At 56.5% G+C, this 16,335-nt stretch carries 7 protein-coding genes; all 7 read left to right on the forward strand.

Features of this window, described 5'->3' with window-relative positions:
• The first annotated feature begins 8 nt into the window (after window positions 1–8).
• Genes FDY98_RS04845 through FDY98_RS25980 form a run of 7 tightly spaced genes read left to right on the forward strand, consistent with a single transcriptional unit; the run spans window position 9 to window position 16,333 of the window.
• Window positions 9–3,194 carry a non-ribosomal peptide synthetase gene (locus tag FDY98_RS04845; RefSeq protein WP_027957179.1) on the forward strand — a complete coding sequence of 1,062 codons (3,186 nt, stop codon included), beginning with the start codon at window positions 9–11 and terminating at the stop codon, window positions 3,192–3,194.
• Window positions 3,195–3,252: 58 nt separating this feature from the next.
• Complete coding sequence (locus tag FDY98_RS04850; protein ID WP_155705698.1) at window positions 3,253–5,070, forward strand: condensation domain-containing protein; 1,818 nt, start codon at window positions 3,253–3,255, stop codon at window positions 5,068–5,070.
• Window positions 5,064–5,411: an AMP-binding protein gene (locus FDY98_RS25965; protein WP_196518129.1), complete on the forward strand. Its 348-nt coding sequence runs from the start codon at window positions 5,064–5,066 to the stop codon at window positions 5,409–5,411. Before FDY98_RS04850 ends, FDY98_RS25965 begins: the two co-directional genes overlap by 7 nt.
• A complete protein-coding gene (locus FDY98_RS25970) occupies window positions 5,321–6,838 on the forward strand; it encodes an AMP-binding protein (RefSeq protein ID WP_196518131.1) in 1,518 nt (505 codons plus the stop codon). The genes FDY98_RS25965 and FDY98_RS25970 overlap by 91 nt, the downstream gene beginning before the upstream one ends.
• A complete protein-coding gene (locus tag FDY98_RS25975) occupies window positions 6,766–9,759 on the forward strand; it encodes a non-ribosomal peptide synthetase (protein ID WP_340146849.1) in 2,994 nt (997 codons plus the stop codon). The genes FDY98_RS25970 and FDY98_RS25975 overlap by 73 nt, the downstream gene beginning before the upstream one ends.
• On the forward strand, window positions 9,756–14,348 hold the full coding sequence (locus FDY98_RS04860; RefSeq protein WP_196518135.1) for a non-ribosomal peptide synthetase: 4,593 nt from the start codon (window positions 9,756–9,758) through the stop codon (window positions 14,346–14,348). The genes FDY98_RS25975 and FDY98_RS04860 overlap by 4 nt, the downstream gene beginning before the upstream one ends.
• Window positions 14,345–16,333: an amino acid adenylation domain-containing protein gene (locus FDY98_RS25980; protein ID WP_196518137.1), complete on the forward strand. Its 1,989-nt coding sequence runs from the start codon at window positions 14,345–14,347 to the stop codon at window positions 16,331–16,333. Before FDY98_RS04860 ends, FDY98_RS25980 begins: the two co-directional genes overlap by 4 nt.
• The last annotated feature ends 2 nt before the right edge of the window (window positions 16,334–16,335 follow it).

Here is a 16,335-nt window from a genome sequence, read left to right on the forward strand (position 1 = left end):
GTCAATAAATGAATGCGATAACGGAACAGCAGAGCCTTGCCCATTGGCCGCTTAGCCCTGAACAGCGTGCAGTGTTGGTGGCGGCGGAAGTGAATGAAAGTGACACACAGCAGGCAGCATTAGCGCAGGTCGAGGTCATGGTGGTCGATATTCAGGGTGCGCTTGATAGCTCGCGGCTGGAGCAAGCACTGAGCGACCTTAGGCAACAGCATGAAGCCCTATCGACGGCTCTGAAGAGTGTGGCGGGGTATCGTGGGCTGCGCCACCAAGCGCTTGAAGACCTGCCTGCCATTGAGTGGCGGCATGAGGACTTACGCGGCAGCGGTGACAAGAAAGCGCTGCTCAACGACTTTCTTAATAACTATCGCGAGTCACTAAAGCGCCGGCCCATTGCCCTAGAATCCGGTGAGCTGCTGCGTCCAGCGCTGCTGCAAACGGGTGAAACAACCTGGGTATTAGTACTGGCTGTTTCGGCGTTGGTGGCGGATCGTGGCAGTCTGCTGTCGCTGTTCTCGGCGTTGGTGGATGCTTATGAGCCGCGTGGCGGAACCGACGATGAGTCTGCGCTGCAATATTCCCAATTCATCGAGTGGCGCGCTTCTCTTGAAAACGACGATGACGCCGAAGAGGGCCGAGAGTATTGGCAAAACCACCAGCAGCATGCCGAGCAGGCAGGCGTATGCCGTTTACCTACAATGCAGGCAAATCGCCATGACGTGCGGGTAGAGCATGAATATGTGGCCTGTCCGCTCGAACCAGACCTAGTAGCGCGTATCGATAGCCTGGCAGATGAGCTTCAAGTATCCGCAGAGGTAGTATTGCAGGCGGCCTGGTGGGCGCTACTCGCCAGGATTAGCAGCAACGAGTGTGTGCTGGGCGGCTGGCAACACGACTGCCGCCAGGATTACGAGGTGATGCAAGGGGCATTCGGGCTCTTCGATAAGGTGCTGCCGGTGCTGGTTGAAGGTGTCGCTGATAGTGACTTCTCTAGCTGGATTACCCGTTTAGCAGAGCAGCTAGAGGCGCATACCCAGGCTCAAGAGTATTGGTCGATTGATGCGCTGCCCGATAAGCGCCACCTAGTCGCGGGGTTCGCATTTTCGGAGGGAGTGAGTGAGTTAAATACGGCAGGTTTGCAGTGGCACTTGCGAGCATTGCCTGGGCCATCAGCAGAATTTGAACTTGCCTTGCATATTGACCGCAGTGAGAGCGGCGCAGTGGCGATGCTCTACACCGACCCATCATGCTATAGCCGCGCGGCGTCCGAATGTCTGCTGGGTCAGTACCAGACACTGCTACAGGCTGGCCTCGCCGATCCCGCGCAAAAACTATTTTCGGTGCCGCTTATTTCCCCTGAGCAACAGCTGGCGTTGCAGTCGATTGAGGACAGTGTGCTCGACGTGGGTGAGCGTAGCGTAGCGGCCCATATCGCTGACTGGGCGGCTTCGACGCCGGATGCCATTGCCATTGAGGAGCAGGGTCGTACGCTGAGTTACGCCCAACTGGAAGCCCGCATTAATGATATCGCTCGGTGGCTGGATGGTCAGGGCGTCAAGCGTGGAGATTACGTAGCGCTTAATTTGCCCCGTTCCACCGATTTGGTCGTGCTGCTACTGGCAGTATGGCGTGTAGGTGCCGCCTATCTGCCGCTCGACCCTGAGTGGCCCGTAGCCCGTAAACGTCGGGTGCTTGAGGATGCCCAGCCCGCGCTAGTAGTAAGCGCTGAAAACACCGAGGCGGAGCCCCTAGCCCTTCCCGGCATCCGCAGTGTGGGTTCGCCAAGAGAAGTCGAAGAGTCGGGTGGTAGCGCATTGTCGTTTCCAGAGCTGGACCTCGGCGACGTGGCCTACCTTCTCTATACCTCTGGCTCCACGGGGGCTCCAAAAGGCGTGGTAATCGAGCATGGTCAACTTCTCAATTACGTAGCCAGTGCCACAAAGGCCATGGGGCTATCGGTATGCCAGCGCTGGGCATTGACCGGCTCGCTGGCCACCGATCTGGGCAATACTGCACTGTTCGGTGCTTTGTTCAATGGTGCCCGTATCGTGATCGCCGCACCTGACGATATGCAGGATGGTGACCACTTTGCGCACTTTATGTCGGCGGCCGATATCGATGCGCTCAAGATAGTGCCTTCCCACCTGGAGGCCCTGCTGGAGTGCGAAGCTCCCCGGTTACCGAAAACGCTGATTTTAGGCGGTGAGGTAACTTCATCTGCCTTACTTTCGAGCATTGCGCGGATTTCGCCCGAGTGCCAACTATACAACCACTATGGCCCCACAGAAGCCACGGTGGGCGTTATGGTGCACTCGGTATCGCTGGCGCAAGACGTTGAGGGCCCGCTGCCGCTAACCCAGTTGCTGCCGAATTGCCGCTATCGAGTACTTGACGATAATTTGCACGCGACCCCCACCGGTGCCGTAGGTGAGCTGTATTTGGGCGGCGCCCAACTGGCGCGGGGTTATCTCAATAGCGATGCTTCCGCGTTTGTCGAAGATCCCTTCATTCCCAGTGAGCGTCTCTATCGCACCGGCGACCTAGCGTGCGTGCTGCCCGAGGGTGGCGTACGCCTTATTGGGCGAGCCGACGATCAGATCAAGCTGCGTGGTTTCCGAATCGAACCGGCGGAAATAGAAAGCGTGTTGCAAGCACAACCAGGGATTAAGCAGAGCCTGGTTCGCCTGATGGGTCGGGGCGGTGATACCCAGGAACTCGTAGCGTTCCTGATTGCTGACTCCGAGGTAACGTCCGTTGAGGGCCAAGCCCAGCTTCGCGAGCAGCTGGTTGTGCTACTGCCTGAGCCCATGCGTCCTTCTCGTTTTATCCCTGTTGAGTATTTCCCTCGCCTAGGTAACGGCAAGGTAGACACCCCCGCGCTGGAAGCCTTGGCCCAAAAAACAACGGAAAGAAAAACCTTGGTGAAGCCCCAGGATGCCGTGGAAGTCAACCTGTGTCAGGCCATGGCTGAGCTGCTTGGTCGTGATGAGATCGGTATTGATGACGATTTCTTCGAGCTGGGTGGGCACTCCTTGCTGGTGATCAAGCTGGTGGCACGCATTCGTAAGCAGTTCGGGATCGAGATAGCCCCCGGTGTGGTGTTCGATCATCCTACCGTCGCCGAGTTGGGTGCTGCTCTACGCGAGAGTTGTGCTGAGGCCAGCACGAGCGGTCTAGCCGAGCTTGATAGCAACTGAGTAGACAAACTTGCCTAGTAACATCATTTGTAACGCGATACAGGAAGAGGATTTAGCGATGAAGGAATTGGCTCATCCACAAGATGTGGCAGCACCTAGTGATGGCAGGGAAGGGCAAGAAGGAGTGTCTGAAGCAGTTCGTGAAGATGATGTATTGCCATTGTCATACTCCCAGCAGCAGCTTTGGTTCCTGTATCGTTATTCGCCGGATCTTACCGCCTACAACCAGCCGCGTGCTTACCGGCTTACCGGAAACGTGGATGCAGGGGCGCTAGAAAGCGCCTTTCAAGCACTGATTCAACGCCATAGTGTACTGAGAACGCGATTCTTTGAGCGCAACGGCGTACCGCAGCAGTCCGTGTTCTCCAGCATCCCTTTTTCTATTCGTAGAGAAGATCTCTCTGCGCTGGCTGCACCAGAGCAGGACGAAAGGCTGGAGCGGTCGATCAAGAAAGTCGCGCAGCATGTCTTCGATCTTGGTGAGCCACCGTTGCTAGTGGCTCGGTTGATAAAGATGGAAGAGCGCCGACACGTTCTGGTTGTCTGCCTTCACCACATCATTTCAGATGCTTGGTCTAACCGCATCATCGAATCCGATCTGAGTGAAGCCTATCGTCAGGCGTTGGGCCAAAACGAAGATGCGCAGCTTCCAAGCTTGCCCGTGCAATATGGCGACTACGTTCGACAACAACAGAAGAGAGTGGCGTCGGGCGATATTGACAAGGAACTTAAGTATTGGAATGAGCATCTGGGGGATGATGTCCCACCGTTAGAAATCACTACTGACCATGTCTATCCCAAACAGCAAGAGTTTCGGGGTGCCACAAAGCGTTTCGTGTTGGATAGCAGCCTCGCCAGTTCCCTGCAAGCCTTTTGCCAACAACAGCGCTTTACTCCTTTTGTGCCACTTTTCGCCGCCTGGCAAGTAGTCCTGGCCCGCTATTGTGGGCAGCAAGACTTTGCCATTGGCGTTCCTTCGTCAGGTCGCCAGCAAGAGGAGTTTCAGGAGGTCGTTGGCTTTTTCATCACGACACTGCCTTTTCGAGTACGAGTGAATCCAGCCATGACGCTGCGTGACGTATGTCAGCAGGTTAAAAAGGATGCAGTGGGATCCCTCAATTATGCTGATATGCCATTGGAGGTCTTGCTCGAACAACAGAAAGTAAAGCGGGATCCCGTTCGACAGCCGCTGTTTCAGGTTATGTTTGGTCTCCAGTTTAGGTCTGATGAGGAGCAGCTTCAGTTAGATGATGTGTCTGTCGAACTGATCGATATTTCGCAGACGAGTGCAAAGTTTGAGTTATCTCTGGATATTTTCATCGAGCAGGAGCAAGTGGTTGGCGCTCTAGAGTTCAATTCCGATCTATTCGATGAAAAAACCATCCACCGATTGATTGGTTATTACCAGGAAGTACTAGGAGTCTTATTAGAGAAGCCAGAAACACAACTCTGCTCCATAGAGCTCCCTGACAATGCCGAAAAAGCACTGTTACGCGATTGGGGAAGCCGCGAAGCAACCGATAGTCCGGTCGAACCCATCCATCACGTGATAGAGCGCCAAGCTGCGGCAACCCCAGAGGCTACGGCACTAGTATTCGAAGATCAGTCGCTCAACTACACCGAACTCAATACCCGCGCCAACCAGTTGGCCCACTACCTGATCGGTCTAGGCGTAAAACCTGAGACCCGGGTGGGCATCGCCCTGGAACGCTCCATCGAGATGGTGGTGGGGCTGTTGGGTATTCTCAAGGCGGGTGGCGCTTATGTGCCACTAGATCCAGATTATCCGAGTGATCGGTTGGCCTATATGGTCAAAGACAGCAGCATTGAGCTGCTGCTTACCCAACAGCACCTGCACGACATCTTACCGTGGTAGGGAGCCTGAACGTTATTGAGCTGGATCAGTTGGATGTGACGCATCATGCGCCAACCAACCCAGAGGTGGCACTGCACGGTGAACATCTCGCCTATGTGATTTACACCTCGGGCTCCACCGGGCGTCCCAAGGGCGCAGCCAACCGTCATGGTTCGTTGGCCAATCGCCTGCAGTGGATGCAGGAGGCCTATGGGTTAACGGCCGATGATGCGGTGCTACAGAAAACCCCGTTCAGCTTTGACGTCTCGGTATGGGAGTTCTTCTGGCCGCTGATGCAGGGTGCCCAACTGGTGATGGCGCCACAGGTGTTCACCGCGAGCCAGTCCAACTGGTCGAGCTAATCCGTACCCACAATATAACCACGCTGCACTTCGTACCTTCAATGCTGCAGGCCTTCCTGGCCCATGGCGAGGTAGAAGCCTGCACCAGCCTGACACGCTTGGTATGCAGCGGTGAAGCGCTGCCTGCGGAGCTGCAGAATCAGGTATTTGCCCGCCTGCCTCACACGGCACTCTACAACCTCTACGGCCCCACTGAAGCGGCCATTGATGTTACCCACTGGACTTGCCAAGACGACGGGCGCAACCACGTAGCTATCGGCCAACCGATCGCTGGTATCCATACCTTCGTATTGGATGGCGATCTTAACTTGGCGCCGCCCGGGGTCGCGGGTGAACTTTATCTCGGAGGCATTGGGTTGGCACGGGGCTACCTGCACCGCCCTGACCTTACCGCAGAACGTTTTGTCGCCGATCCATTTGCGCAGGGCGAACGCCTCTACCGCACCGGCGATCTGGTGCGCTGGCGGGAGGACGGCCAGCTCGAGTACCTGGGGCGGCTTGATCATCAAGTGAAAATCCGTGGCTTGCGGATCGAGCTAGGTGAGATCGAAGCCGAACTACTCGCTCAGCCGGCGGTTCGCGAGGCGGTGGTGGTCGCCGAGGAAGGTTCCGGCGGTTCGAGGCTGGTGGCTTATGTGGTTCCCCAAGTCGACAGTGAACTCAATACCGCTGTACTACGTGAAGCGCTGAGTCAAAAACTACCGGATTATATGGTGCCGGGAGCTGTGGTCACCCTCGATGCGCTGCCGCTGAATGCCAACGGCAAGGTAGACCGCAAGGCGCTGCCCGACCCGGAGTTTGCCAGTGGCTCGCAGTATGAGCCGCCTCAAGGTGAGGTGGAAGAAGCACTGGCGGAAATTTGGTCTGAGGTGTTGGGCGTCGAAAGGGTGGGTCGACTCGACAACTTCTTCGAGCTGGGTGGCCATTCATTATTGGCTCTGAAGGTGTTGGAGCAAATGCGGCATCAAGGACTGACGGCGCAGGTACGCACGCTGTTCCAATGCCCGGAACTGGCGGCCTTTGCCCGGGCATTGACGCAGGCATCAGAGCAGCCGGAAATTATCACCCCGCCTAACCGCATTCCAGATGGCTGCTCGGCAATCCAGCCCGAGATGCTGACTTTGATCGAACTCAATGCCGAAGAGATCAGCGCCATCGAAGCGGCAGTGCCGGGTGGAGCCAGCAATATCCAGGATATTTACCCGCTGGCACCATTGCAGGAGGGCATCCTCTTTCACCACCGTTTACAGGAAGAGGGCGATGCCTATGTCACCCGCGTCTGCTTGGCTTCGACAGCCGAGGACGGCTGGAAGCCTTTATTGTCGGTTTTAACCAGCTCATTGCCCGCCACGATATTTTACGTACGGCGGTACTTTGGGAGGGAGTTCGTGAACCGGTACAAGTGGTTTACCGACATGCCGAACTAGCCCTCGAATGGCTAGACTTGGAGGGAGATGGTTCTCACTGCGTCGCTCAACGTCTGAATGCCGAGGTGAACCCTGAACACCATCGTATCGATGTGCGTCGAGCCCCCATGCTACGGGCAGTTGCTGCATATGATGCCGAGCAAAATCGCTGGCTGCTGCAGCTACCTAGCCACCACTTAGTCATGGATCACACCACCCTCGAGCTCTTGGTGGAAGAAATTTCCCTGATCCAGCAAGGCCGCGAGGACGAGTTGCTCAAACCGCTGCCCTTCCGAAACTTTGTGGCGCAGACCCGGCTAGGGGGAAGCCTGGAAGAGCACGGAGCCTTTTTCCGCGAGCAGTTGGGCGATATTGAAGAACCGACCGCGCCCTTCGGGCTACTAGACGTTCGCGGCGATGGCAGCGAGATAGAGGAAGTTCGCGTTCCTCTGGATACAGAGCTGGCCCGGCAGGTGCGGCAACAGGCCCAGAGCTATGGTGTGAGCACGGCTAGCCTGTTCCATCTGGCCTGGGCCTTGGTATTGAGCAAAACCACTGGGCGGGACGATGTGGTGTTCGGCACCGTGCTGTTCGGCCGCATGCAGGGCACCGAGGGCGCCGAGCGAGCGCTGGGGATGTTTATCAATACGCTCCCTGTGCGTATCAAAATGGGCACTCAAGGTGTCGATAAGTGCCTGCGTCACACCCACGATACTCTGTCTGAGATAATGCACCACGAACATGCCAGCCTTGGACTAGCGCAGCGCTGCAGCGGATTGCCTGGCGGAACGCCGCTCTTTACTAGTCTGCTGAACTATCGTTACAGCGCACCTCAGCAAGAGGGAAGCATCGCGCATACCTGGGAAGGTATGGAGGTACTGAGCGGTCAGGAGCGCACCAACTACCCGATCACGATGTCGGTGGACGATTTAGGTAACGGCTTTCAGTTGGTAGGGCAGGTTAGCCGAACGATAGGTGCACAGCGGTTGTGTGACTATCTGAGCGCGGCCATTGCAGGCATCGTAGAAAATCTGCAAGCGGCGTCTCAACAACCATTAAGTGAGATCAGTCTGCTCAGAACAGACGAACAGCAGCTGTTGAGCGAATGGGGAGAGAATACCCAACAGTATTCAGGCACTTCTCCAGTCCATCATCTAATTGAGCGTCAGGCAGCGGCAACCCCAGAGGCCACTGCGCTAGTATTCCAAGATCAGTCACTCAGCTATGCTGAACTCAATGCCCGTGCCAACCGGTTGGCTCATTATCTGATCGGTCTAGGCGTAAAACCCGACACCCGGGTGGGCATCGCCATGGAACGCTCCATCGAGATGGTGGTGGGGCTACTAGCGATACTCAAGGCGGGCGGTGCCTATGTGCCGCTGGATCCGGATTATCCTGCCGAGCGGTTGGCCTATATGGTCGAAGATAGTGGCATTGAGCTGCTGCTTACCCAGCAACATCTGAGTGATACCTTGCCAGTGACCGATGGGCTAAACGTTATTGAACTGGATCGCTTGGGTGTGACGCATCATGCGTCAACCAACCCGGAGGTGGCACTGCACCGTGAACATCTCGCCTATGTCATTTACACCTCGGGCTCCACCGGACGGCCCAAGGGCGTGATGGTGCGCCATCATGCGCTTAGCCATTTCTTATTAAGCATGCAGGAAACCCCTGGCCTAAGCCCAGACGATATCCTGGTGGCGGTGACCTCACTATCGTTCGATATTGCCGCCCTGGAGCTGTATCTGCCATTGATCAGCGGAGCAAGGGTAGTGCTGGCGAGCCGTGAGACGACTCGAGATGGCAAGGCCTTGGGAGAATTACTCAATCAGGAAAAAGCGACGGTTCTGCAGGCGACACCCTCCGGCTGGCGGCTGCTGCGCTCGTCAGGCTGGCCATGGACGACGGCCCCGTTAATGGAAGGCTTTAAGGGGCTATGCGGTGGTGAGGCTTTGCCACTTGATTTGGCTGAGGAACTGCAAACTCAGGGGATCGAATTGTGGAACATGTATGGCCCCACTGAGACCACGATTTGGTCAGCGACGGATCGAGTGAGTGGCGGCCAAGCTTTTCTGGGAAGTGCTATTGCGGCGACACAGCTGTACGTTCTGGATGGTGCGCTCAACTTGTCACCCCTAGGAGTGGCGGGGGAGTTGTACCTAGGTGGTGTGGGCTTAGCACGGGGCTACCTGAGCCGTGCTGAACTGACGACAGAGCGTTTTGTGGCCGACCCCTTTACTGCGGGCGAACGCCTCTACCGTACGGGTGATCTAGTGCGTTGGCGGGAGGATGGTCAGCTTGAATACTTGGGACGGATTGACCATCAGATCAAAGTACGCGGCTTCCGTATTGAGCTAGGCGAGATTGAAGCTCAATTGCTTGCCCTGTCGGAGATACGCGAAGCAGTGGTGGTTGCCCAAGAGTGGCCAGGTGGATCTAGGTTGGTGGCTTATGTAGTGCCACAGGCCGACATCGAGCTCGACACTAGCACACTCCGCGAACGACTCGGTCAAAAGCTACCGGACTATATGGTGCCTGGGGTGATAGTCACTCTGGAAGCGCTGCCGCTAACCCCGAACGGTAAGGTAGACCGTAAGGCACTGCCCGAGTCGGGATTGGACATTGGCTCGCAGTACGAGCCTCCTCAAGGTGAGGTGGAAGAAGCATTGGCGATGGTCTGGGCTGAAGCCCTTGGCGCCGAACGAGTGGGGCGTCATGACAACTTCTTCGATCATGGTGGGCATTCGCTGCTGGCTGTGCAGATGGTGGCTCGCGTTCAAGCTGATATGCAAGTTGAACTCCAACTATCCGAGGTGTTTAGGAAACCCCTGCTGCGCGATCTAGCAGAGTGTATCGCCACGCTAAGCAGCGGGCACTCCTTAGACCAGTCGCTCTCTGACATTGATTCCTTCATCGACAGCATGGATACCGTTCAATGAGTAACATCGATACCCATCGTATTGCGGAACGCTTTTCCGGATTGTCGGCCGAGCAGCGCCGTGTGGTTTACGACAAAATTCGTACTCAAGGGCTGGGAATTGGCCAGTTCCCAATTCTTTCTCGCCCTTTATCAAAACAGAAAACTTGCTTGCCCTCTTATGCCCAGCTTCGCCAGTGGTTTCTCTGGCGCATGGATCCTCAGAGCCGCGCTTACCATATCACTGGCGCTCTAACCCTTAAGGGTACGCTCGACCCTGAAGTATTGCGGGGTAACTTTTCCGCTTTGGTAACTCGTCATGAGGCATTGCGCACGGTCTTCCGTGACGATGGCGAGGGCGGGGTGATACAAGTGGTGCAAGACGAGAGCAACTTCGCATGGCACGAAGTTGAACTAGGCCAGATGCAGAAGGATGAGCGCGAAGCGTCAATAGAGAGTCAAGTTACACAGCTCTGCGATGTTCCCTTTGACCTGGAGCAGGGCCCGCTGCTGAGGGTGGGGCTATTGCGATTAGCTAAAGAGGAGCATCTATTGGTGGTGGTTATGCACCACATCATCTCCGATGGTTGGTCGATGCAGTTGATCATCGATGAGTTTTCTGCCGATTACCGCGCTCGGGTGAGAGGGGAGGTTTGGCAGCCACCATCCTTACCGATTCAGTACGCCGATTATTCAGTATGGCAGCGCCAATGGATGGAGGCGGGCGAGAAGGAACGCCAGCTCGCCTATTGGCAGGCGGAACTAGGTGACGAACATCCGGTACTGCAACTGCCAACCGATTGTCCGCGCCGCAACGATGGACATTATCACACTGCGCGTCACCAAATGGTGCTCTCGGAATCACTGATTAGCGGGCTCCGCCAGCTAACCCAGGCACAGGGTGCCACCCTGTTCATTACGTTGCTGACAGGTTTCCAAGCGCTGCTGTATCGCTATACCGGGCAGGAAGATATTCGGGTCGGTGTACCGATCGCCAACCGTCACCGGACGGAAACTCAAGGGGTAGTTGGGTTCTTCGTTAATACTCAGGTACTGCGTAACCAGTTGAATGGACGCCTGAACTTGGCCGAGGCGCTGCAACAGAGCAAACGAGCGGCGTTGGGTGCACAAGAGCATCAGGATCTCCCTTTTGAGCAGTTAGTAGAAACGCTGCAGCCGGAACGCAGTATGAGCCAGACGCCGCTATTCCAGGTGATGTTCAACCACCAGCGGCAGGATCATGGCGCGTTGCAGACACTACCAGGACTAGAACTGAGCAGTTGGCCACTAGATAAGGGCGAGGCGCAGTGCGAGCTGACGCTAAATGTTGTGGAGCGCACAGATGGCTGCTTAGAAACAAACTTTGTTTATGCAGAAGAGCTGTTCGACTCAACTACAACTGAACACCTAGCGCAGCACTATGTCGCCGTTCTAGAGGCTCTGGTAGATAGGCCGGAGCGAGCACTAGGCGATATTGATCTGCTTGATAAAGGCGATCATCTTCAATTACAGACATGGGGAGTAAACACTCAGCATTACTCCGATGCTCCGCCAATTCATCATCTGACTGAGAGCCAAGCGGCAGCAACCCCAGAGGCCGCGGCACTCATTTTCGATAATCAGCGCCTCAGCTACGATGAGCTTAATACTCGTGCCAATCGCCTAGCTCACTATCTGATTGATCTAGGCGTAAAACCCGAGACTCGAGTAGGCATCGCTGTTGAGCGCTCCATCGAGATGGTGGTGGGGCTGTTGGGCATACTCAAAGCGGGCGGCGCCTATGTGCCACTGGATCCGGATTACCCCGCCGACCGGCTGGCCTATATGGTCGAAGACAGCGGCATCGAACTGTTACTCACTCAGCGACATCTGGTTGATGCTCTGCCTCTGGCCGATGGCTTAAGTGTTATCGAGCTGGATCAGTTGGACGTCACGCATCATGCGTCAACCAACCCACAGGTGGCACTGCACGGTGAACATCTCGCCTATGTGATTTACACCTCGGGTTCCACCGGGCGACCCAAGGGCGCAGCCAACCGTCATGGTTCGTTGGCCAATCGCCTGCAGTGGATGCAGGAGGCCTATGGGTTAACGGCCGATGATGCGGTGCTACAGAAAACCCCGTTCAGCTTTGACGTCTCGGTATGGGAGTTCTTCTGGCCGCTGATGCAGGGTGCCCAACTGGTGATGGCGCCACCAGGTGTTCACCGCGAGCCAGTCCAACTGGTCGAGCTAATCCGTACCCACAATATAACCACGCTGCACTTCGTACCTTCAATGCTGCAGGCCTTCCTGGCCCATGGCGAGGTAGAAGCCTGCACCAGCCTGACACGCTTGGTATGCAGCGGTGAAGCGCTGCCTGCGGAGCTGCAGAATCAGGTATTTGCCCGCCTGCCTCACACGGCACTCTACAACCTCTACGGCCCCACTGAAGCGGCCATTGATGTTACCCACTGGACTTGCCAAGACGACGGGCGCAACCACGTAGCTATCGGCCAACCGATCGCTGGTATCCATACCTTCGTATTGGATGGCGATCTTAACTTGGCGCCGCCCGGGGTCGCGGGTGAACTTTATCTCGGAGGCATTGGGTTGGCACGGGGCTACCTGCACCGCCCTGACCTTACCGCAGAACGTTTTGTCGCCGATCCATTTGCGCAGGGCGAACGCCTCTACCGCACCGGCGATCTGGTGCGCTGGCGGGAGGACGGCCAGCTCGAGTACCTGGGGCGGCTTGATCATCAAGTGAAAATCCGTGGCTTGCGGATCGAGCTAGGTGAGATCGAAGCCGAACTACTCGCTCAGCCGGCGGTTCGCGAGGCGGTGGTGGTCGCCGAGGAAGGTTCCGGCGGTTCGAGGCTGGTGGCTTATGTGGTTCCCCAAGTCGACAGTGAACTCAATACCGCTGTACTACGTGAAGCGCTGAGTCAAAAACTACCGGATTATATGGTGCCGGGAGCTGTGGTCACCCTCGATGCGCTGCCGCTGAATGCCAACGGCAAGGTAGACCGCAAGGCGCTGCCCGACCCGGAGTTTGCCAGTGGCTCGCAGTATGAGCCGCCTCAAGGTGAGGTGGAAGAAGCACTGGCGGAAATTTGGTCTGAGGTGTTGGGCGTCGAAAGGGTGGGTCGACTCGACAACTTCTTCGAGCTGGGTGGCCATTCATTATTGGCTCTGAAGGTGTTGGAGCAAATGCGGCATCAAGGACTGACGGCGCAGGTACGCACGCTGTTCCAATGCCCGGAACTGGCGGCCTTTGCCCGGGCATTGACGCAGGCATCAGAGCAGCCGGAAATTATCACCCCGCCTAACCGCATTCCAGATGGCTGCTCGGCAATCCAGCCCGAGATGCTGACTTTGATCGAACTCAATGCCGAAGAGATCAGCGCCATCGAAGCGGCAGTGCCGGGTGGAGCCAGCAATATCCAGGATATTTACCCGCTGGCACCACTGCAGGAGGGCATTCTCTTCCATCACCAACTGCAGGAAGAGGGCGATGCCTACATAACACAACAGCAGCTTGGCTTTGATAGTAGAGAGCGACTGGAAGCATTTATTACTGGTCTTAACCAGCTTATTGTCCGCCACGATATTCTGCGTACTGCTGTGCTGTGGGAGAACCTGAATGAACCGGTTCAGGTGGTTTACCGGTATGCCGAGTTAGCTCTCGAATGGCTGAACGTGGATGGCGCCTCATCACAAAGCGTTGCCGAACAACTGAATGCCGAGGTGGACCCTGAGCACCATCGCCTCAATGTGCGTCGAGCCCCTATGCTACGGGCAGTTGCTGCATATGATGCCGAGCAAAATCGCTGGCTGCTGCAGCTACCTAGCCACCACCTCGTCATGGATCACACTACCCTTGAGCTATTGGTGGAAGAAATTTCCCTGATCCAGCAAGGCCGCGAGGACGAGTTGCTCAAACCGCTGCCCTTCCGAAACTTTGTGGCGCAGACCCGGCTAGGGGGAAGCCTGGAAGAGCACGGAGCCTTTTTCCGCGAGCAGTTGGGCGATATTGAAGAACCGACCGCGCCCTTCGGGCTACTAGACGTTCGCGGCGATGGCAGCGAGATAGAGGAAGTTCGCGTTCCTCTGGATACAGAGCTGGCCCGGCAGGTGCGGCAACAGGCCCAGAGCTATGGTGTGAGCACGGCTAGCCTGTTCCATCTGGCCTGGGCCTTGGTATTGAGCAAAACCACTGGGCGGGACGATGTGGTGTTCGGCACCGTGCTGTTCGGCCGCATGCAGGGCACCGAGGGCGCCGAGCGAGCGCTGGGGATGTTTATCAATACGCTGCCGGTTCGTATCAAAATGGGCTCTCAAGGTGTCGATCAGTCCTTGCGACAAACCCACGAGGCTCTATCTGCTCTGTTGTATCACGAGCATGCCAGCCTTGGCCTTGCGCAGCGCTGCAGCGGGTTGCTTGGCGGAACGCCGCTCTTCACTAGTCTGCTGAACTATCGTTACAGCGCACCTCAACAAGCGAAAAGTCTCGTTCATACCTGGGAAGGCATGGAAGTACTGGGCGGTCAGGAGCGTACCAACTACCCGATCACGATGTCGGTGGACGATTTAGGTAACGGCTTCCAGTTGGTAGGGCAGGTGAGGTGAGCCGTATCATCGGTGCTCAGCGATTGTGTGACTACCTGAGGACCGCCATTGCAGGTATCGTAGAAAAGCTGCAAGCGAAGCCCAAGCAATCATTAAGTGAGATCAGTCTGCTTAGAGCAGACGAAAAGCAGTTGTTGAGCGAGTGGGGGGAGAATACGCAACAGTATTCCGCAACTGCACCAATCCATCAGTTAATTGAGCGCCAGGCTGCGGTAACGCCAGAGACTACTGCGCTAGTATTCCAAGATCAGTCACTCAGCTATGCTGAATTCAATGCCCGTGCCAACCAGTTGGCTCATTATCTGATCTGTCTAGGCGTAAAACCCGAAGCTCGAGTGGGCATCGCCATGGAGCGTTCCATTGAGATGGTGGTGGGGCTGCTGGCTATTCTCAAAGCGGGGGGCGCCTATGTGCCGCTGGATCCGGATTACCCCGCCGAGCGGCTGGCCTATATGGTCGAAGACAGCGGCATCGAGTTGCTGCTCACCCAGCAGCATCTTCGCGATACGTTGCCGATAGCTGAGAGTCTGAGCGTTATCGAGCTGGATTGTCTAGAAGTAGCGCACCATGCCTCGAATAATCCCGGAGTAGCCCTGCATGGTGAGCACCTCGCCTATGTGATTTACACCTCGGGTTCCACCGGGCGACCCAAAGGAGCGGCCAACCGTCACCATGCACTGATTAATCGCTTACAGTGGATGCAGGATGCCTATGGCCTAACGGCTGACGATGCGGTGCTGCAGAAAACGCCATTCAGTTTCGATGTTTCCGTGTGGGAGTTCTTCTGGCCGCTGATGCAGGGGGCGCGGCTGGTGATGGCGCCGCCGGGAGCCCATCGCGAACCGGCACAATTGGTCGAGCTAATCCGTAGCCATAACATCACTACACTGCACTTTGTACCGTCAATGCTTCAGGCCTTCTTGGCTCATGGCAAGGTTGAAAACTGCACCAGTCTGACACGCTTGGTATGCAGCGGTGAGGCGCTGCCGGCCGAACTGCAGAATCAGGTACTCACTCGTTTGCCTCACGCGGGGCTCTACAACCTCTATGGCCCCACCGAAGCAGCTATCGACGTTACCCACTGGACTTGCCAAGACGATGGGCTCAACCAGGTAGCGATCGGCCAACCGATCGCCGGTATCCGCACTTACGTACTGGACGGCGATCTTAACTTGTCGCCGTCAGGCGTTGCGGGGGAACTCTATCTTGGTGGCGCTGGGTTGGCACGGGGCTATTTGAATCGCCGAAGCTTAACGGCGGAGCGCTTTGTCGCTGATCCGTTCACAGAGGGAGAACGCCTCTACCGCACCGGCGACCTGGTGCGATGGCGCGACGACGGTCAGCTTGAGTACCTGGGCCGCCTGGATCACCAGGTGAAGATCCGCGGCCTACGTATCGAATTGGGCGAAGTTGAAGCTGAGTTACTGACGCAGCCAGAGGTTCGCGAGGCGGTGGTGGTCGCCCAAGAAGGCCCCGGTGGTTCGAGACTGGTGGCTTATGTGGTACCCCAAGTCGCCATTGAGCTCGACACCAGTAAATTACGCGAGCGACTGGGTCAACAGTTGCCAGATTATATGGTGCCGGGAGTGGTGGTCACGCTCGATGCACTGCCGCTGAATGCCAACGGCAAGGTGGATCGCAAGGCCCTGCCCGAGCCGGGTTTTGCCAGTGGCACGCAGTATGAGCCGCCTCAAGGAGAGGTGGAAGAAGCCTTAGCGGAGATCTGGTCGGAGATACTTGGCTTCGAACGGGTGGGCCGATACGACAACTTCTTCGAGTTGGGAGGCCACTCGCTTTTAGCAACTCAGATATCGGCTCGTTTCACGCAGCGCTTTGGAGAGGTGTTGCCAGTAAGACTTATTTTTGAACACCCGACGCTGGCGAAAATGGCAACACGAGTCGCGTTACAACAGGTTAATGCCGATGGTGGTCGCGCGAAGCGGCTCTCCACTATGGATCAACTGCTCAACGAATTGGAGGAGTAAGG

This window comes from Halomonas sp. PA16-9, from assembly GCF_009728585.1.
GTDB lineage: Bacteria > Pseudomonadota > Gammaproteobacteria > Pseudomonadales > Halomonadaceae > Vreelandella > Vreelandella titanicae.

Excerpts from the sequence above, each read along its gene's own strand:
- FDY98_RS04860 (WP_196518135.1), top strand. The coding sequence starts at position 9,756 with ATGAGTAACATCGATACCCATCGTATTGCGGAACGCTTTTCCGGATTG.
- FDY98_RS04850 (WP_155705698.1), top strand. The coding sequence starts at position 3,253 with ATGAAGGAATTGGCTCATCCACAAGATGTGGCAGCACCTAGTGATGGC.
- FDY98_RS25970 (WP_196518131.1), top strand. The coding sequence starts at position 5,321 with ATGGGAGTTCTTCTGGCCGCTGATGCAGGGTGCCCAACTGGTGATGGC.
- FDY98_RS04845 (WP_027957179.1), top strand. The coding sequence starts at position 9 with ATGAATGCGATAACGGAACAGCAGAGCCTTGCCCATTGGCCGCTTAGC.